The sequence below is a fragment of the Plantactinospora sp. CA-294935 genome (assembly GCF_050936445.1).
GTDB lineage: Bacteria > Actinomycetota > Actinomycetes > Mycobacteriales > Micromonosporaceae > Plantactinospora.
Genome location: NZ_JBNJMU010000001.1, coordinates 4649046 through 4667470 on the forward strand (window position 1 = coordinate 4649046; position 18425 = coordinate 4667470).

Sequence of the window (18425 nt, forward strand, 5' to 3'; positions counted from 1 at the left end):
CGGGGATGGCGACGATGACGTTGCGCGGATTGGTGTCGGCGGTCGTGTTGGCAGCCGCGATGACCGGCGTCTCCGTACTTCCCGCTCAGGCCGCGCCGCCCGCGGACGCCACCGTGAACCATCTCTATTACACGGTGACGGCATCCTCCCAGGACGCGCCGGAGAACCTGTGGGAGGTGGCGACCCGCTTCCTCGGCGACGCGGGCCGGGCCGGCGAGATCCTCGACCTGAACTCGGGGCGGGTGCAGCCCGACGGGGGCCGGCTCTCGGATCCGGGCCGCCTGCGCGCGGGCTGGCACCTCGTCCTGCCGTGGGACGCGGTCGGCACCGAGCTGCGCTATGGCTCGCCGCCTGCGAGTGCCGCGCCGTCCTCGGGCTGCACACGGGAGACGGACGTCCCGGCGGCGGCTTCATGGGGGCAGACTCTGCTGACGCCGAGCCGGGTCTGGTCTGTGGCGGATGGCTCGGGTGTCAAGGTGGCGGTCGTCGGCTCCGGTGTGGATGGCGCTGCTCCGGAACTGTCCGGCCGAGTCTCCGCGGGCACCGACGTCGCCACCGGCACCGGCCGTGCCGACACCGGCTGCGAGGGCTCCGGGACTGCCCTGGCCGGCATCGTCGCCGGTGACGACGGTGCGGAGGGCAAGACCTTCGGTGTGGCGCCCGGGGCTCGGGTCGTACCCGTCAACGCGGGCCCCGCCAGGCTCTCGGCGCGTCTCGCGGCGACCGGCATCGACGTCGCCATCGCCTCCGGCGCTCAGGTCGTCCTGGTCGGCGCCGGTGTCGATGCCGCGGAACCCGCGGTGCGTGCCGCCATCAGCGACGCGATCTCGCAGGATGTGGTGGTCGTGCTGCCCGCGTCGGCTGCGGCCGATCCGGCAGCTGGCCTGCTCCGCGTCGGCCCGATCCGAGCGGACCGGCAGCCGGCCGACGACTACCCGGACGACGCGGTGGACCTGTCGGCCCCGGGTGTCGGCGTGGCGAGCATCGGCCGGTCCGGCAGCGGAGCCGAGTACGCGGCCGCGTTCGTTGCCGGCACGGTCGCTCTGGTCCGCTCGGCCCACCCCGGGTTGCGCGCCGCCGAGGTGACCCGGCAGGTGCTCACAACGGTCGCGGAAGGGGTGGTCAGCCCGGTCGCCGCGGTCACCGCGCCGCTGCCGGCGGGCGTCAGGACGAACGCCGCGGTGACGGAACCGTCCGGCGGCCTGGTGACGCTGAGCCAGGTGCTGTACGGAATCGCGGTCGGCCTGGCCCTACTCCTGCTACTGCCTTTCCTGTTTCAGCGTTCGGCGCGCATCCTGACCCAGGTCGTGGCCCGCCGCCGGGCGAAACGGCAGGCCCAGCAGGCCCGCGCCCGGGTAGCCGACGACAACGACGCGTTCTGGGAGCCGCCCACGAGCGGTCCCGGTCGGCCGGTACGCCAAGCCGAGCAGTGAGACCACCGCCCGGGCGCGCCCTCTCGGACGCCGGCACCGAACGCCGGACACCGGGTCTGCGCCGCGAGGAGGCCCGCGGTCCTCGCGCACATCTCCACGGAGTACCACCTCCGGGTCGAGCAGGGTGGGGCGCCGTGGCCGTCGGGCGAGGTCCTTGCCACGGCGGGACTACTTGGATTCGACGGAGCCGGCATCGAACGCGGCGACCGCGTGCTGCCAGGCCGGGTCGCCCGGGTGGAGCTGCGAGCGCAGATACGCCCAGACCATCGCACGGAGCACGGCGACCCGGGCCGGGTTCTCGTCCGAGGTCTCCGCCGCGTCGTAGCCGGAGATGCCGCCGAAGATGTGTTCCGCGCCGTGCATCATCAGCAGGGTCTTCGGGCCTGGGGCCGACGTGTACGCGTCCCAGCGGTAGCTGAGCCGGTCGGAGAACATCGGGTTGAGGTCCTTGTCCCCGGCGACCACCAGCGCCGGCGCGGTCATCGTGCTGAAATCGGTGTACCTGTTGACCGGGTAGCGGTCGATCGTCCCATGGTTGACGTACTCGTCAGCGAGGCCGGGCGCGGCGAGGATGACACCGGCCTTGATCCGGGCATCCTGCAGACGTACCCGGCTGCCGTCGGCCGGGTCGGCGGTCTGCATACCGAGCAGCATCGCGGCGGTGTGGCCGCCCAGCGAATGCCCGGCGACCGCAACCCGTTCCCGGTCGAGGCGCCCGGCCAGGCCGGGAACGGCGGCCTCGATCTCGTCGAGGTGATCGAGGATGAAGCTCATGTCCTGAACACGGGTCTTCCAGAACAGTGGCGCCTCGGGGTGGCCGGTCTCGCGCAGCCTCAGGACGGTGGAATCCAGGTGGGTGGGCTGGACGACCACGAAACCGTGCGCGGCCCAGAAGTCGACCAGCGGGCCGTAGCCGCGCAGCGACGACAGGAAGTTCGAGCCGCCGTGGCCATGCGACAACAAGATGATCGGCAGCTCCCCGCCGACCGCAGGAACGTTGACCTTGATTTCCAGCGGTACGAGGCGGCCTGGCACGTCGAAGGCGACCGGGCCGAAGGTGAGGACCTGGGTCGGCTCGCTGACCGGGATGTTGCCCGCATCGGCGTAAGAGGTCGGGGTGGCCACGCCCCGTCGGCCGGAGCTGGGGACCAGCGGTGTTTCGCCCATGAACGATTTCTCCCGAGAACTAAACGGATAGGCTTTCCACTAAAGTAGTGGATAGCCTATCCGTTTGTCCAGTGCGTCGAGGCGCGTGCGGGTTCATCCGGTTGTCAGGCGGGCTTTCGGCGCAGTCCGTCGAGGACGACCTGCACGGTCCGGCCGGGGAACGCGGGATCGTCCGCGACGCGACCGACCGCGACGATCGCGTCCAGGATCTGCGGGAGCGGCAGGTCGTCGCGGACCTCGCCGCTGCGCTGGGCCGCGGCGAACAGCGGTTGGCCCGCGGCGTACACCCGGGCCCGGTTTTCGCTGATCACGGAGGTGCCGGCGGCCGGTTCGGCGAGCAGCAGCGAGGCCAGCGGGCCCTTGCTGGCGCCCGCCTCGTGGAACCGTTCGAGCCAGGCGAAGAACGCCTCGCCGGGCGTCTCTCCCACCGCCGTCTCGGCCGCGTCGCAGATCTCGTCGACCTGGTTGCGGTAGATCGCGGCGAGCAGGTCGAACCTGCCGGGGAAGTTGCGGTAGAGCGTCGCCATGCCGACACCCGCGCGCCGCGCGATCTCCGCCATCGACGGCTCGTCGCCGGGCTCGCCGAACGCCTTCTGTGCGACGGCGAGGATCTTGGCGCGGTTCCGCTCGGCGTCCGCGCGCTTGGCGGGAGCGGGCGAGCCAGCGGCCACGATGTCCTCCGATCAGAACCGAGTATCCGACAAGATTACCGGACAGCCTGTTCGTTTCAGCGGGAGCGCGGACGCCGCCCGGTTCCGCCGGCACTCATCCGGCGCCGGATGGTTCGTCGATGAGACCCACGTCAAGGTCAACGGCATTCGGCGCCAGGTGTACCAGGCGGTCGATCGGTTACGTGTACCGGGCGGTCGACCAGTACGCCTTCGCCGCGACCACCGGCGTCATCTCCGGCGCCGTCCGGGCGCCCATCTCCTGGGCGCTCAACCACCTTCCCCGACCCGACCCGCCACGGCGCTGCCGCCCTGACCGATGGTCAGGGCGGCCGGGACAGCTCCCGATACCGCTTGGGTGGCTCAGGAGAACTTCACCGGTAGCCAGCCGTTGACATCTTCCTGCCGTTCGTCAGCTCGGCATCAGTGCCCACCGACACCATGCCCGGCCCGGTACGTGCCTTCGCCGGGCACCAGCCGGTGACAGCCATCGTCAACGCGATCCGCGACCTGTTCACCCAGCGGCGGGGCGACAACGACGCTACGACGCTCACCCCGGGCGTCGGGGTGGTAGCTGCCATCTTGATCAAGCACCTGACCAGGCAAAACGCGTAGGTGTGCGGTGCCCCCGGTGGGATTCGAACCCACACTGTCGATCTTTTGAGAATCGCGCCTCTGCCGTTGGGCTACAGGGGCCTGGCGTCGATAAGACTACCCACTACGCTGAGGGCGGCGACACCCGGCTGGGCAGGTGTCGGAAATGTAGTTGGGGGTAGGGGCTCGTGGCCGACATTCAGGCTGGTACCGAGCGTAGGCGGGTGTTGATCGCCGAGGACGAGGCGCTCATCCGGCTGGACCTGGCCGAGATGCTGGTCGAGGAGGGCTACGACGTGGTGGGGGAGGCGGGCGACGGCGAGACCGCGGTGCGCCTCGCCGAGGAGTTGAAGCCCGACCTCGTCATCCTCGACATCAAGATGCCCATCATGGATGGGCTGGCTGCGGCGGAGCGGATCGCCGGTGGCCGGATCGCCCCGGTGGTCATCCTCACCGCGTTCAGCCAGCGGGACCTGGTGGAGCGGGCTCGGGCGGCCGGCGCGATGGCGTACCTGGTCAAGCCGTTCCAGAAGAGCGACCTGGTGCCGGCGATCGAGATCGCGCTGTCTCGCTACTCGGAGATCGCCGCCCTGGAGGCCGAGGTGGCCGGCCTGACCGACCGCCTGGAGATCCGCAAGACGGTGGAGCGGGCCAAGGGTGCGCTGATGACGACCTACGGCATGACCGAGCCGCAGGCGTTCAAGTGGATCCAGCGCACCGCCATGGACCACCGGATGACGATGCGTGAGGTGGCCGAGCGGATCCTGGCCGAGGGCACCGGCGCGGAGCCGGCCGAGGCAGGCTGAGTCCTCCGCCGAGGCGACGTTCCGAGCCGGTCGAGGTGCCCTTCCGGAGTCGGTCGAGGGGCACTCGACGTCGCACTCCGGACTTACACTCGGGCGATGTTCCCCGGACGGCGTGGCATCGGCGCCATGGTCCTCTCGGCCGTGCTGTTCGGCGCCGGCTGTGCGGAGCCCGCGCCGGAGCCGCCACCCGAGCCGGTCCGGCCGCAGTGGCAGCGGCTGGCCCTGCCCGCCCCGGCCGGGACCCCCGGCCGACCGATGCTGCGGGACGTCACCGGCTGCGCCGGCCGGTGGTATGCGGTCGGCGGGGTCGGCGGCGCCGGCGGAGAGACCCGGCCGGCGGCCTGGACCAGCACCGACGGCGTGACCTGGGCGGCGATGAGGCTGGAGCCGAAGGGCTACTACGGGCGGCGCAGCGTGCTCTACTCGGCGGCCTGCCGCGACGGCCGGGTCGCGATCCTCGGCGACAAGCCGGGCGGCGCGCACGGCAATCCCCGGGCGAGCAGTTGGCGGCAGCTCCCCGACGGTTCCCTGGTGGAGGTCGAGGCCCGGTTCGAGCTGTACGGCGGTCCGACCGCAGTCAACGTCGCCCGGCTGGTCGCGGGTCCGAGGGGCTACCTGATCGCCGGTAACCGGTCCAGCGGGGTGGCCTCCTGGGTCTCCGCCGACGCGGGCGAGTTCGAGATCATGGAGGGCGTGCCGGAGCTGGTCACCGACGGACGGGGCACGACCTGGGGCTTCGACGCGGTGGCGACCGCGCAGGGCTGGCTGATGGTCGGCGGCATCCTGCCGCCCGGCGGCCGGATCGACCGGGATCCGCTCGGCTGGACCTCTCCGGACGGCCGGACCTGGCAGCGGGATCCGGTGCCGGCGACCGAGGCGTACGAGGAACTGCAGCGGGTCGTGGTGCTGGCGGGGACACCGGTGGCGGTGGGACTGCGGGGCAAGGAGTTCGGTGTCTGGCGGCGCGGCCCGCAGGGCTGGGAGTCGGCCGGCGCGTTCGGCACGCACGGCTCCGCCGGGGCTCCGGCGGTGGGCGCGCTGGCCGTGACCGGGGACGGGCTGCTCGCCGCCGTCTCCGACGGGACGTCGTACTCGCTCTGGTCCGGCGCGGACGAGGGCCGCGCCTGGCGGCCGGTGACCGGGCCGGTGCCGATGCCGGCCGGCGCGGACCGGGACGTCAGCGTATTCGCCGTCGCCGACCAGGTGCTGCTGGCAGTGGACGACGGCCGGGAGGCAGCGCTCTGGAGCTCCCGGCTGATCCCCGGAACGTGACCCGGAACGGGCATGGGGCGGGCACTCGTGACGGGTGCGGGCGAGGATCGGACAGCAGGTCGGATAAGGGGCGCAGCCGGACTCGGTTGTTACGGCTGTGGTCATCGGGGTGCACGTGTTCGTAACGGTTTGGCAAGCCCGGCCCCCAGGCCTTTCCTTGACCGAATAAGCCTCGGTACGCTCCGCCATCACGAGCCGTAACGCAGGTGGACGTTATTCGTCCGGCGGTGGGTGGGCCGATTCCGGCACTACCCGCCACCAGGCCGTCGTCGCCTGCATCTTGAGGAGGTCAAGGAGCCGTGAGGCGTAAGTATGTACGGGCGCTGAGCACCACCGCCCTGGCGGCGGTTATGGTGGCCGCGGCCGGCTGCCAGGACTCGGGCGGCGGCAGCACCGAGGCTGAGGCCTGTGGCGGCAAGATCGCGATCTTCGGTGCGTTCACCGGTGACAACGCGGGTCTGGTCATCCCGTCGCTGAACGGCGCCAAGCTCGCCGTGAAGCAGCACAACGCGGCGAAGCCGGACTGCCAGGTCACCCTGCAGGAGTTCGACACCCAGGGCGACCCCGCCGTTGCCACCCCGTTCGCGAGCCAGATCGCGGGCGACGCGTCGTTCCTCGGCGTGATCGGCGGGCACTTCTCCGGTGAGAGCGACGCGACGATGCCGGTCTACCAGGCCGCCGGCCTGGCGATGGTGAGCCCGTCGGCCACCCGGATCGACCTGACTCAGAAGGGCAACACCTCGTTCTTCCGGGTGGTCGGTCACGACGGCACCCAGGCCGCCGCGGTGGCGACCTACCTCAAGGGCCAGAACGCGCAGAAGGTCTTCGTCGTCGACGACGGCAGCGCGTACGGCGCGGGCATCACCGCCGAGCTCGGCAAGGCGCTCGGCCCGCTGGTGGTGGCCACCGACAAGATCCAGGAGCGGCAGTCGCAGTTCGACGCCACCGTTTCCAAGATCAGGAGCAGTGGCGCCGACTACCTGTTCTACGGCGGCTACACCCGTGAGGCCGCTCCGCTGGTCCGCCAGATGCGCGCCGCAAATGTGACCGCGAAGTTCATCGGTCCGGACGGTCTCTACGACCCGGCGTTCCCCGAGGGCGCGGCCGGCGGTGCCGAGGGCGCCGTCATCACCTGCCCGTGCCTCCCGGCTGACAAGGCCGGCGGCACCTTCTCGGCGGACTACCAGAAGGAGTACAACATCGCGCCGGGTTCGTACGGCGCGGAGGGCTACGACGGTGCCAAGGTCTTCCTGGACGCGTTCGACGCGGGCAAGCAGACCCGGAAGGACATCCTTGACTTCGTCAAGGCCTACGACAAGCAGGGTGTGTCGAAGTACATCAAGTTCGACGGCAAGGGCGACGTGGACCCGACCAAGGTCGTGATCTGGGCGTACGAGGTGAAGAACAAGCAGATCACCGCGCTGCAGGAACTCAAGATCAGCTGACCGGGTTCTTTTTGAGGGCGGCCGGGGGAGAACCCCCCGGCCGCGCTCGATGCAAGGAGCTTTTGTGAACTTCGACGAACTATTCGGCCACTTCGGCCAGCACACCGTCGACGGTCTCTCCAAGGGCGCGATCTACGCGTTGATCGCCCTCGGTTACACCCTGGTCTACGGCGTACTCCGGCTGATCAACTTTGCCCACTCCGAGGTCTTCGTGGTGGGTACCTTCGCGGTCCTCGGCGCGTGGACCGCGTTCGGGATGCAGGACAACCCCGGCGCTGGGCAGGCGATCCTCTTCCTGCTCATCGGCCTGGTCGCCGCCGCGGTCGCCTCCGGCGGCACCGCGCTGGCGCTCGAACGCATCGCGTACCGACCGCTGCGTAAGCGCAACGCGCCACCACTGGTCTTCCTCATCACCGCGATCGGACTCTCGCTGGTGCTGGTGGAGATCCTCGGCCTGCTGCTGCCGCGCCTCGTCGGCGGTGTCTTCCCCACACTGTTCGGCCGGGAGCGCCAGATCGTCGGTATGCCGACGCTCATCGAGCAGAAGCCACTGATCGCCATCGGTGACACCGCGATCACCAACGTGCAGGCGATCGTCTTCTTCTCCGCGCTGCTGATGATGGCGATGCTGGACTGGTTCATCAACCGGACCAGATACGGTCGCGGCGTCCGGGCGGTGGCCCAGAATCCGGAGACGGCCGCCCTGATGGGGGTCAACCAGGACCGGGTCATCATGCTCATCTTCGTGCTGGGCGGGGTGATGGCCGGCGCCGCGGCGCTGCTCTGGAGCGTCCGCTTCGGCTTCACCCAGAGCAGTCTCGGCTTCGTCCTCGGTCTCAAGGCGTTCACCGCCGCGGTGCTCGGCGGGATCGGCAACCTGCGGGGCGCGCTGCTCGGCGGACTCTTCCTCGGCCTGGTCGAGGTCTACGCCGCTACGCTCTACACCTCGGCCTGGGAGGACGTGGTGGCGTTCGTGGTGCTCATCGTCGTGCTGATGTTCCGGCCGACCGGTCTGCTCGGCGAGTCGCTGGGGAGGGCCCGCGCATGATGGACAAGCTCCGGGCCACCGAGGCCCGCCGCCGTGCCACGCTCTCCGGGATCGCCGACCGCTGGACCGCGCTGCCGCCCTGGCAGCGGCTCGTCGGGGTGGCCGCGTTCATCGCCTTCCTCTACTACCTTCCCCTGCTGGGCATCCCCGGCCTGACCTGGCTGCGTACCGACTCGATCGACGGTGGCAACAGCTGGGCGGGCGTGCTCTTCACCTGCGCCATCTACGTCCTGGTCGCGATCGGCCTGAACGTGGTGGTGGGGCTCGCCGGCCTGCTCGACCTGGGCTACATCGGGTTCTTCGCGATCGGCGCCTACAGCGTGGCGCTGTTCGGTTCGACGAACTCACCGGTGGTCAAGTGGATGCAGCGGACGTTCGACCTCGAACCCACCTGGGCGGTGGCGTGGGCGATCTGCATCCCGCTGGCGATCGCGCTCAGCCTCACCTCCGGGGTGATCCTGGGTTGGCCGACGCTGCGGCTGCGCGGTGACTACCTGGCCATCGTCACGCTCGGCTTCGGCGAGATCATCCGGATCGTCGCCCGTAACCTCACCGGGGTCACCAACGGCGCCGCCGGGATCTCCGCGATCCCCGGGCCGGAGGGGGCGCCGTCCGCGGACAACCAGATCTTCGGTCTCCAGGATCTCAAGCCCTGGTACTGGCTGGCGCTGACGGTCGTGCTGCTGATGGTCTTCGCCGTCCGGCGGCTGGAGAACAGCCGGGTCGGCCGTTCCTGGCTGGCTATCCGGGAGGACGAGGACGCGGCGGCGGTGATGGGCGTGAACGGCTTCAAGTTCAAGCTCTGGGCCTTCGCGATCGGCGCGGCGCTCGGCGGCCTCTCCGGGTTCCTCTTCGCCAGCCGTAACGCCTTCATCGACCCGAGCCAGTTCAACGCCACCCTCTCGATCCTCTTCGTCGCGATGGTGGTGGTCGGCGGTTCGGGCAACATGGTCGGGGTCGCGTTCGGCGCGGTGCTGCTGGCGTACCTGCCGGAGCGGTTCCGGTTCGTCAGCGACTACCGGTGGGTGGCGTTCGGCTTCGCGATGGTGGTGGTGATGGTCCTGCGGCCGCAGGGTCTGATCCCGAGCCGGCGGCGCGCCCGTGAACTGCAGGACCGGGCGAAGGAGGCGAAGGTCAGTGTCTGAGACGACCTCAACCCAGGACCGGGAGCCGGTGATCCCCAGCCAGCCCGGGCCACGCCGGTTGCTGCTCGAGATCGACCAGGTCGTGCTCCGCTTCGGCGGCGTGGTCGCGCTCAACGAGGTCAGCTTCCAGATCCACGAGGGCGAGATCCTCGGGCTGATCGGTCCGAACGGTGCGGGCAAGACCACCTGCTTCAACGTGATGACCGGGGTGTTCAAGCCGACGTCGGGCCAGGTGCGCTTCGCCGGTGCCCGGGTCAGCGGCCGGAAGCCGCCGGAGATCAGCCGGCTGGGCATCTCGCGTACCTTCCAGAACATCCGGCTCTTCCCCGAGATGACCGCGCTGGAGAACGTCATGGTCGGGACGGACTCCCGACACAAGACCAGCGTGATCGGGGCGCTCTTCCGGCTCTACCGGGTCAAGCCCAAGCCGGAGGAGTTGCCGCAGGTCACCGCCGAGGCCGGCCTGCTGCGGACGTGGCAGCAGGTACGCCGGAGCTGTGCCCAGGTCTTCGGGCTCTCCCGGCACATCCTGGAGGAGCGGGCGGCGGAGAAGAAGTCGCTCGAACTGCTCCGCTTCGTCGGCATCGAGGGCCGGGCGAACGAGGTGGCCCGCAACCTCTCCTACGGCGACCAGCGCCGGCTGGAGATCGCCCGGGCGCTCGCCACCGAGCCGAAGCTGCTCTGCCTGGACGAGCCGGCCGCCGGGTTCAACCCGGCGGAGAAGGAGCAACTGCTCACGCTCATCCGGCAGATCCGCGACCGGGGCCACACCGTGCTGCTGATCGAGCACGACATGCGCCTGGTCATGGGCGTCACCGACCGGGTCGTGGTGCTGGAGTTCGGCACCAAGATCGCCGAGGGTACGCCCGAAGAGGTCAGCCGAAACCCGCGGGTGATCGCCGCGTACCTGGGGGAGTCCGTCGATGCTGCTTGAACTCGACAACGTCACGGTGGCGTACGGACGGATCGAAGCCCTGCACGGGATCAGCCTGCACGTCGACGAGGGCGAGATCGTGGCCCTGATCGGCGCCAACGGTGCCGGCAAGACCACCACGATGCGGGCCATCTCCGGCATCCGGGGGCTGGCCGGCGGTGCGATCCGGTTCGCGGGTGAGGACATCAGCCGGCTCCGGGCCGACCTGCGGGTGGGCCGGGGGCTCTGCCAGTCCCCGGAGGGCCGGCAGATCTTCCCCGGCATGACCGTCCTGGAGAACCTGGACATGGGGGCGTACACCCGGCGGGATTCCGCCGGGATCGCCGCCGACCTGGAGCGGGTGTTCGGGCTGTTCCCCCGGCTGGCCGAGCGGCGCAAGCAGGCCGGCGGCACGCTCTCCGGTGGCGAGCAGCAGATGCTGGCGGTGGGCCGGGCCCTGATGAGCCGGCCGAAGCTGCTGCTGCTGGACGAGCCCTCGATGGGGCTGGCCCCGCTGGTGATCAAGCAGATCTTCGACATCGTGACGGAGATCAACCAGCAGGGCACCACGGTGCTGCTGGTGGAGCAGAACGCCCAGCAGGCGCTCTCCCGGGCGCACCGGGGTTACGTGCTGGAGACCGGCCGGATCGTCAAGGAGGGCACCGGCCAGGAGCTGCTGCACGACCCGGCGGTCAAGGAGGCCTATCTCGGGGTCGCCTGATCCCGTACCCGGCAAGCCCCGGTCCGGTGGTCCGGACCGGGGCTTCCGCGTCTGCGCCCGCGGCGTGTTCCAGGTCGGGGCACCGCCCCGCCGGGCCGTCGCCGGTTGGTGCCGCTGGACCGGGCGTGCCACCGCCTCCGCCGGGCGGCCCGGCGGTGGGTGCGCTGTCGGGGGTGCGGACTAGAGTCGCCTATCGTGACAGCCTCCACGCCGCGCCTGCTGCTGCTCGACGGTCATTCGCTCGCATACCGGGCGTTCTTCGCCCTGCCGGTGGAAAACTTCTCCACCACGACCGGGCAGCCGACCAACGCGGTCTACGGCTTCACCTCGATGCTGATCAACGTGCTCCGCGACGAGCGCCCTACGCACATCGTGGTGGCCTTCGACGTCTCCCGGCGGTCCTTCCGCACCGAGCGCTACGCCGAATACAAGGCCGGCCGCGCGGAGACACCGGGCGAGTTCGCCGGCCAGGTCAGTCTGGTCAAGGAGGTGCTGGCCGCGCTCCGGGTGCCGACGGTGGAGATGCCGGGCTACGAGGCCGACGACGTGCTCGCCACCCTCGCCTGTCAGGGCCGGGACGCCGGCATGGAGGTGCTGATCTGCACCGGCGACCGGGACGCCTTCCAACTCGTCGATGACCGGATCACCGTGCTCTACCCCCGCAAGGGCGTCTCCGACCTGGCCCGGATCGACCGGGCGGCGGTCACCGAGCGCTACGGCGTCGGCCCGGAGCAATACCGGGACCTGGCGGCGTTGGTCGGCGAGACCAGCGACAACCTCCCCGGCGTGCCGGGAGTGGGTCCGAAGACGGCCGCGAAGTGGATCCTGCAATACGGCGGCGTCGAGGGTGTGGTCGCCCGGGCCGACGAGATCAAAGGCAAGGCCGGCGACAACCTGCGCGAACGGCTCGCCGACGTGATCCGGAACTACGAGCTCAACTGCCTGGTCTCCGACCTGGAGCTGCCGCTGCGCGCCGAGGACACCCGCTGGGCGGGCTGGGACCGGGAGGCGGTGCACCAGGTCTTCGACACCCTGGAGTTCCGCATCCTGCGGGACCGGCTCTACCAGTACCTCGACGCGGTGGAGCCGGAGGCCGAGGCCGGCTTCGACCTGGCCGGCAAGGTCCTGCCGACCGGTGAGGTGGCCGGCTGGCTCGCCGAGCACGTGCTGCCCGGCACTCCGGTCGGGATCGCCGTCGCCGGCTCGTTCGGCCGGGGCACCGGCGCGCTGACCGGCGTCGCGCTGGCCACCGCGACCGGAGTGGGGGGCTGGTTCGACCCGGCCGGGCTGACCGAGGCCGACGAGGCGGCGGTGGCCGACTGGCTGGCCGACCCGGAACGGCCAAAGGTGCTGCACGAGGGCAAGCCGGCGCTGCTGGCCTTCGCCGCGCACGGCTGGACGCTGCGCGGGGTGGCCCGGGACACCGCGCTCGCCGCCTACCTGGCCCGTCCCGACCAGCGCTCCTACGACCTCACCGACCTGGCGCTGCGCTACCTGCACCGGGAGTTGAAGGTCGACGCGCCGGAGACCGGCCAGCTCGCCTTCGACGGCCTCGGCAACGACGGCGAGGTCGAGCAGAACCTGATGCTCCGGGCCCGGGCCACCCTGGACCTGGCCGATGCCATCGGCGCCGAGCTGTCCCGCGACGGTGAGCAGTCCGCCCGACTCCTCGGCGAGGTGGAGCAGCCCCTGATCGAGGTGCTCGCCGCGATGGAGCGCACCGGCATCGCCGCCGACACCGACTACCTGTCGGAGCTGGAGGCGCACTTCGCCGGCGAGGTGAAGGCGGTGGCCCAGGCGGCGTACGGGGTGATCGGGCGGGAGTTCAACCTCGGGTCACCCAAGCAGTTGCAGGAGATCCTCTTCACCGAACTCGGCCTGCCCAAGACCAAGAAGATCAAGACCGGCTACACCACCGACGCCGACGCCCTGCAGTGGCTCTACGCGCAGCAGCCGCATCCGCTGCTGGAGCACCTGCTCCGGCACCGCGACGTGGCCCGGCTCAAGTCCACGGTGGACGGCCTGCTCAAGTCGGTCTCCGACGACGGCCGGATCCACACCACGTTCCACCAGACGGTGGCGGCGACCGGCCGGCTCTCCTCCACCGACCCCAACCTGCAGAACATCCCGATCCGCACCGAGGAGGGCCGGCGGATCCGCCGGGCCTTCGTGGTGGGGCCGGGCTACGACTGCCTGCTCACCGCCGACTACAGCCAGATCGAGATGCGGATCATGGCGCACCTCTCCGGCGACGCCGCGCTGATCGAGGCGTTCAACTCCGGCGCCGACTTCCACGCCGCGACCGCGTCCTCGGTCTTCGGGGTGTCGGTGGCCGAGGTCACCCCGGACCAGCGGCGCAAGATCAAGGCGATGAACTACGGCCTGGCGTACGGGCTGAGCGCGTTCGGCCTCGGCCAGCAGCTCGGGATCGCCGCCGACGAGGCCCGTGCCCTGATGGAGGAATACTTCAGCCGCTTCGGCGGAGTCCGGGACTACCTCCAGACCGTGGTGAAGAAGGCGGTCAAGGACGGCTACACCGAGACCATCCTCGGCCGTCGGCGCTACCTGCCCGACCTGGTCAGCGACAACCGGCAGCGCCGGGAGATGGCCGAGCGGATGGCGCTGAACGCCCCGATCCAGGGCTCGGCCGCCGACATCATCAAGGTGGCGATGCTGCACGTCGACACCGCGCTGCGCGCCGCCGACCTGGGCTCCCGGATGCTGCTCCAGGTGCACGACGAACTCGTCTTCGAGGTGGCGCCCGGCGAGCGGGACGACCTGGAGGCGCTGGTCCGGCGCGAGATGGGTGGCGCCTATCCGCTGGCCGTGCCGCTCGAGGTCTCCGTCGGTGTCGGTTCCGACTGGAACAGCGCCGACCACTGACCTTTCCACCTGGGCGGGACCCTTCCACCTGGGCGGCGCGGCACGCCAACCTCGGTGGCGCGCTCGCCCGTCTGCGCCTGCGGTGGCGACGGACCGCAAGGGGAGGTGCAAGGCGGTTCACCGACCGCGGCGGAGGTGACGCCCGCCGGCCCGCCGTCCACCGCCCGGGTCCTCGGCGTCAGGGGCGCCGGTTCCGGCCCGACGAGCGTTCGGCCTCCCGGTGCCGTTGCCGGGCCTTCCGGGACGGTCCGCCGACCGCCGGCAGCGGCGCCTTGAGCGGGTCGTGGCCCCAGTTCATCAGCGAGTAGCGCCACCTGGTGTCGCGTACGTCGCCGGCCGGGCGCTGGGCCATGTGCCGCCGGACGTACCCGACGACCTTGCGCATGTGCGCGAAGTCGCGGTCGGTGAACTGGTTCGCCCGCTTGCGCAGCAGGTCGACGATCCGCCGGCCGGACTCGTGCCCGACCGACTCGCCGCCGCCCCTGCCGCCCCGGCGCCAACCCACCGCCTTCGAGTCGTCGGTGGCCAACCACCTGCCCAACTCGCCCGGGTTCATGTTCACCGCCTCCCGGAACTCCCGGACGGTGTCCCGGCCGTCGTCGTCCCGACTACTCATCGAACAACGCCTCCGGCTTGTGCACCGCGTCCCGCCCCTCGTCGGTGCGGACCCGGTACTGCGGACTCTCCTCGGACGCGGCGACGGTGCGCTTCCCGGCGTACGTCCGTTCGGTGATCTCCTCCTGGACCGTGCCGTACGCGCGGGAACCGTGGCTACGCCAACTCACCCGGTCGCCCCTGCGCAGCTTCCTCCGCTCTGGCATACCGGGGTCTACCCGACTGGCCGGGGCGGTAACCGGCGCGCGGGCCGGGCCGGGAAGGGAACTTACGGGGTGATGTCGCCGATCGGCAGCGTGATCGGGAACGGCTGGGCCAGTTAGAGCAGTTCGTCGGCCTCGGCCAGCAGCTCGTACTCCCGGTTGCCGCTGCGCCCGGGCCGGTCGGCCAGCCGGTAGGCGTACACCCGGACCGGGTCCTGCTGCACCCGCCAGTAGCAGGCGATGCCGGCGGCGGCGTACTCGGCCGGCTTGCTGAACCGGTCGGTACGCCGGGTGCCGGGCGAGACGACCTCGACCGCGATCACCACCTCGTGCGGCAGCAGGAAGTGCCGGTCGCCCGAGACCTCCGCCCGGTAGACCAGGACGTCCGGCTCCCGGGTGTAGTCGGCACCCAGCGCCACCCCGACCGCCTGCGCCACCCGCAGGTGCTCCGGTGCGTGGTCGCCCAGCCAACGCCGGAGCAGGTACGAGATGTCTTGATGGCCCAGGGTGGGGGAGGGGACCACGTGGATGACTCCGTCGACGAGTTCGACCCGGGGGGCGTCCGGCGGCAGGCGCAGCAGGTCTTCCAGCCGGTAGCCGGCCTGGCGCTGCCGGACCGGGTCCGGTTGCCAGGGCCCGGGCATCTCCGCGACCGGCTCGGCGCTCATCGGCTCAGCATACTGAGCCGGCCCGATGTCAGGAGGCCGCGCTGTCCGGTTTGTCGCAGACGAAGATGGCGGTACCGGGGAAGAGTCGGCCACGCAGCGGGCTCCACTGCCCCCAGATCTGTTCGTGGCCGGCCGGCCACTCCGGCTCCACCACGTCGCGCAGTACGAAGCCGGCGCCGACGATCTCGCGTACCCGGTCGCCGAGGGTACGGTGCTGTTCGACGTAGGTCGGGGTGCCGGTGGCGTCCTGCTCGACGTAGGGGCGGCGATCGAAGTAGGAGTGCTTGACCACCAGCCCGCCCTCGCCCGGGTCGTCGAGGAAGATCCACCGCATCGGGTGGGTGACCGAGAACACCCACCGGCCGCCGGGCCGGAGCACCCGGTACACCTCGCGCAGCGTCGCCGCCGAGTCGGCCACGAACGGGATCGCGCCGAACGCGGTACAGACGATGTCGAAGCTGGCCGTCCGGAACGGCAGCGCGAGGGCGTCGGCCTGGACCAGCGGCACGCGTACCCCGGAGGCGGTGGCCCCGAGCGCGGCGTGCCGCAACATGCCGGCGGAGAGGTCCAGCCCGACCGGCCGGGCGCCCTCGCCGGCCAGCCAGCGGGCCGCCGAGGCGGCGCCGCAGCCGAGTTCGAGCACCCGCCGGTCGGCCAGTTCGCCGAGCAGCCGGGCATCGGCCTCGCGCAGCCCCTCCGGGCACCAGACGAAGTCCGCCTGGCCCAGGAACGCCCCGTGTTCGGCCTGGTAGTCGTCGGCGTCCGCGTCCCACCAGCGGCGGTTGGCCCGCCGGCTCTCGCCGTCGGTGACCGGGCGCCGGAGCACTCCGGGCAGGTCGTCCTCGGGCAGCTCGGCCAGGGTGTTCTCGGGCATCCCGCCACGCTAGTGCCCGGGGATGGCACGGGCGCCGGTCGGGTCCCGGCCACGCCGGCGTCACCGACCATTTCGGCGCCGTTCGGTTGCCGTTCGCCGGTACCGGTCAGGGGTAAGGTGCCCTCCGGGCGCAGATCGTGGCGCCTCGGCGACCTCTTCCCGAGCAGTGGACAGCGGATCTCATCACGTGCGGGGAGGGCTTGCATGCTGTGGTAATGCGCACGGTAAGCTGTTCGATGCGCTCGCGGATCGTGTGCCTCGGCAGGGAGCAGGTCCGCGGTCGTCGGATAATCCCCGCGGTCGGAGCAGCGATCGCCCGGTGCAACTGACGACGGATCCGCAGGCGTAAAGGGTCACCGCGACACAAACCTGCTGTGACATCCATCCGACCGGAGCAACCGCCCACATGACGAGCAGCATCGAGGCCCCCTCGAGCGCCACCAAGGTCACCGTCGACGACCTCGGTTCCGAGGAAGCTTTCCTCGCCGCGATCGACGAGACCATCAAGTACTTCAACGACGGCGACATTGTCGAAGGCACCGTCGTCAAGGTCGATCGGGACGAGGTCCTGCTCGACATCGGCTACAAGACCGAGGGCGTCATCCCCTCGCGCGAGTTGTCGATCAAGCACGACGTCGACCCCGCCGAGGTGGTGTCGGTCGGTGACCACATCGAGGCCCTCGTCCTCCAGAAGGAGGACAAGGAGGGGCGGCTGATCCTCTCGAAGAAGCGGGCCCAGTACGAGCGCGCCTGGGGCACGATCGAGAAGATCAAGGACGAGGACGGTGTCGTCCGCGGCTCCGTCATCGAGGTGGTCAAGGGCGGCCTCATCCTGGACATCGGGCTGCGCGGCTTCCTGCCCGCCTCCCTGGTCGAGATGCGTCGGGTGCGGGACCTCCAGCCGTACGTCGGCCGGGAGCTCGAAGCCAAGATCATCGAGCTGGACAAGAACCGCAACAACGTGGTGCTGTCCCGCCGGGCCTGGCTGGAGCAGACCCAGTCCGAGGTGCGCACCGAGTTCCTCAACAAGCTGCAGAAGGGCCAGGTCCGCAAGGGCGTCGTCTCCTCGATCGTCAACTTCGGCGCGTTCGTCGACCTTGGCGGCGTGGACGGTCTGGTGCACGTCTCCGAGCTCTCCTGGAAGCACATCGACCACCCGTCCGAGGTTGTCGAGGTCGGCCAGGAGGTCGAGGTCGAGGTGCTGGACGTCGACCTCGACCGCGAGCGGGTCTCGCTGTCGCTGAAGGCGACCCAGGAGGACCCGTGGCGCCAGTTCGCCCGTACCCACGCGATCCAGCAGATCGTGCCGGGTAAGGTCACCAAGCTGGTGCCGTTCGGTGCGTTCGTCCGGGTGGACGACGGCATCGAGGGCCTCGTGCACATCTCCGAGCTGGCCGAGCGCCACGTGGAGATCCCGGAGCAGGTCGTCCAGGTCGGCTCGGACGTCATGGTCAAGGTCATCGACATCGACCTGGAGCGGCGGCGGATCTCGCTCTCGCTCAAGCAGGCCAACGAGGGCTTCGTCGAGGGCGAGGAGCACTTCGACCCGACCCTCTACGGCATGACCGCGACCTACGACAACGAGGGCAACTACATCTACCCGGAGGGCTTCGACCCGGAGACCGGGGAGTGGCTCGAGGGCTTCGACAAGCAGCGGGAGGCGTGGGAGCAGCAGTACGCCGAGGCCCGCAACCGCTGGGAGGCGCACACCAAGCAGGTGCAGAACTCCCGGGCGGCCGACGCCGAGGCTGCGGCCAACCCGGCCGCCGCGACCGCTGGCACCGGCGGTGGGGGCGGTGGCGGCACCTCGTCCACCAGCACCGCTCCGGCCCGCCAGGCGGAGGAGCCGGCCGGCACGCTGGCCACCGACGAGGCTCTCGCCGCACTGCGGGAGAAGCTCGCCGGCGGTAAGTAGTCGACGCGTAGTACACGCGGCGGAGGCCCGCTTCCAGGACCGGCTCGACCGGCCC

Annotated in this window: 15 protein-coding genes, 1 tRNA gene and 2 pseudogenes; 11 read left to right on the forward strand and 7 right to left on the reverse strand. The window is 70.7% G+C overall.

All coding sequences use genetic code 11. The features are described 5' to 3' along the window. Nucleotides 1-5 precede the first annotated feature (5 nt). Nucleotides 6-1433, forward strand: coding sequence for a S8 family serine peptidase (locus tag ACQEVC_RS20725; RefSeq protein WP_432879992.1), 1428 nt, complete (start codon nucleotides 6-8; stop codon nucleotides 1431-1433). Between the two features lie 168 nt (nucleotides 1434-1601). Here the strand turns inward: ACQEVC_RS20725 and ACQEVC_RS20730 are convergent, their stop codons facing one another. Together ACQEVC_RS20730 and ACQEVC_RS20735 are read right to left on the reverse strand one after the other, a co-directional pair. Then, nucleotides 1602-2600: an alpha/beta hydrolase family protein gene (locus tag ACQEVC_RS20730; RefSeq protein ID WP_432879995.1), complete on the reverse strand. Its 999-nt coding sequence runs from the start codon at nucleotides 2598-2600 to the stop codon at nucleotides 1602-1604. Between the two features lie 104 nt (nucleotides 2601-2704). Continuing rightward, a complete protein-coding gene (locus tag ACQEVC_RS20735; protein ID WP_432879997.1) occupies nucleotides 2705-3271 on the reverse strand; it encodes a TetR/AcrR family transcriptional regulator in 567 nt (188 codons plus the stop codon). A 393-nt stretch (nucleotides 3272-3664) separates the two neighbouring features. Between ACQEVC_RS20735 and ACQEVC_RS20740 the strand changes: the two are divergent. Further along, a pseudogene (locus tag ACQEVC_RS20740) lies at nucleotides 3665-3883 on the forward strand (ABC transporter permease); the annotation flags it as partial. Nucleotides 3884-3891: 8 nt separating this feature from the next. Here ACQEVC_RS20740 and ACQEVC_RS20745 read toward each other — a convergent pair. After that, a tRNA-Leu gene (locus ACQEVC_RS20745) sits at nucleotides 3892-3964 on the reverse strand. 86 nt (nucleotides 3965-4050) lie between these two features. On the opposite strand from ACQEVC_RS20745, the gene ACQEVC_RS20750 reads away from it, so the two are divergent. The 8 genes from ACQEVC_RS20750 to polA all read left to right on the forward strand — a co-directional run bounded on the left by ACQEVC_RS20750 (nucleotide 4051) and on the right by polA (nucleotide 14095). After that, the gene (locus ACQEVC_RS20750) at nucleotides 4051-4668 is read left to right on the forward strand and encodes an ANTAR domain-containing response regulator (protein WP_203862146.1); all 618 of its coding nucleotides are present in this window, start codon (nucleotides 4051-4053) and stop codon (nucleotides 4666-4668) included. A gap of 96 nt (nucleotides 4669-4764) precedes the next feature. Beyond that, complete coding sequence (locus ACQEVC_RS20755; protein ID WP_432880000.1) at nucleotides 4765-5940, forward strand: hypothetical protein; 1176 nt, start codon at nucleotides 4765-4767, stop codon at nucleotides 5938-5940. A gap of 299 nt (nucleotides 5941-6239) precedes the next feature. After that, nucleotides 6240-7385: a branched-chain amino acid ABC transporter substrate-binding protein gene (locus ACQEVC_RS20760; RefSeq protein WP_432880003.1), complete on the forward strand. Its 1146-nt coding sequence runs from the start codon at nucleotides 6240-6242 to the stop codon at nucleotides 7383-7385. Nucleotides 7386-7449: 64 nt separating this feature from the next. Next, nucleotides 7450-8433 carry a branched-chain amino acid ABC transporter permease gene (locus tag ACQEVC_RS20765; RefSeq protein ID WP_432880006.1) on the forward strand — a complete coding sequence of 328 codons (984 nt, stop codon included), beginning with the start codon at nucleotides 7450-7452 and terminating at the stop codon, nucleotides 8431-8433. Beyond that, nucleotides 8430-9578, forward strand: coding sequence for a branched-chain amino acid ABC transporter permease (locus tag ACQEVC_RS20770; RefSeq protein WP_318394560.1), 1149 nt, complete (start codon nucleotides 8430-8432; stop codon nucleotides 9576-9578). Before ACQEVC_RS20765 ends, ACQEVC_RS20770 begins: the two co-directional genes overlap by 4 nt. A gap of 28 nt (nucleotides 9579-9606) precedes the next feature. After that, nucleotides 9607-10512, forward strand: a complete 906-nt coding sequence (locus tag ACQEVC_RS20775) for an ABC transporter ATP-binding protein (RefSeq protein ID WP_432891588.1) — start codon at nucleotides 9607-9609, stop codon at nucleotides 10510-10512. Further along, complete coding sequence (locus tag ACQEVC_RS20780; RefSeq protein ID WP_318394561.1) at nucleotides 10502-11212, forward strand: ABC transporter ATP-binding protein; 711 nt, start codon at nucleotides 10502-10504, stop codon at nucleotides 11210-11212. The genes ACQEVC_RS20775 and ACQEVC_RS20780 overlap by 11 nt, the downstream gene beginning before the upstream one ends. 195 nt (nucleotides 11213-11407) lie before the next feature. After that, nucleotides 11408-14095 (forward strand): DNA polymerase I, encoded by a 2688-nt coding sequence (gene polA / locus ACQEVC_RS20785; RefSeq protein WP_432880009.1) that lies wholly within the window; start codon nucleotides 11408-11410, stop codon nucleotides 14093-14095. A 186-nt stretch (nucleotides 14096-14281) separates the two neighbouring features. On the opposite strand, the pseudogene ACQEVC_RS20790 reads toward polA, so the two are convergent. From ACQEVC_RS20790 to ACQEVC_RS20805, 4 genes and pseudogenes are all read right to left on the reverse strand, one after another. Beyond that, a pseudogene (locus ACQEVC_RS20790) lies at nucleotides 14282-14711 on the reverse strand (DUF3140 domain-containing protein); the annotation flags it as partial. Continuing rightward, entirely contained in the window at nucleotides 14704-14880 is a 177-nt protein-coding gene (locus ACQEVC_RS20795; protein WP_432880012.1) for a DUF2945 domain-containing protein, read from the reverse strand. The pseudogene ACQEVC_RS20790 and the gene ACQEVC_RS20795, both read right to left, overlap by 8 nt. 149 nt (nucleotides 14881-15029) lie before the next feature. Then, complete coding sequence (locus ACQEVC_RS20800) at nucleotides 15030-15581, reverse strand: Uma2 family endonuclease (RefSeq protein ID WP_432880014.1); 552 nt, start codon at nucleotides 15579-15581, stop codon at nucleotides 15030-15032. A gap of 28 nt (nucleotides 15582-15609) precedes the next feature. Then, on the reverse strand, nucleotides 15610-16455 hold the full coding sequence (locus tag ACQEVC_RS20805; RefSeq protein WP_432880017.1) for a class I SAM-dependent methyltransferase: 846 nt from the start codon (nucleotides 16453-16455) through the stop codon (nucleotides 15610-15612). Nucleotides 16456-16861: 406 nt separating this feature from the next. Between ACQEVC_RS20805 and rpsA the strand changes: the two genes are divergently transcribed. Beyond that, complete coding sequence (rpsA, locus tag ACQEVC_RS20810; protein ID WP_432880019.1) at nucleotides 16862-18370, forward strand: 30S ribosomal protein S1; 1509 nt, start codon at nucleotides 16862-16864, stop codon at nucleotides 18368-18370. Nucleotides 18371-18425 lie beyond the last annotated feature (55 nt).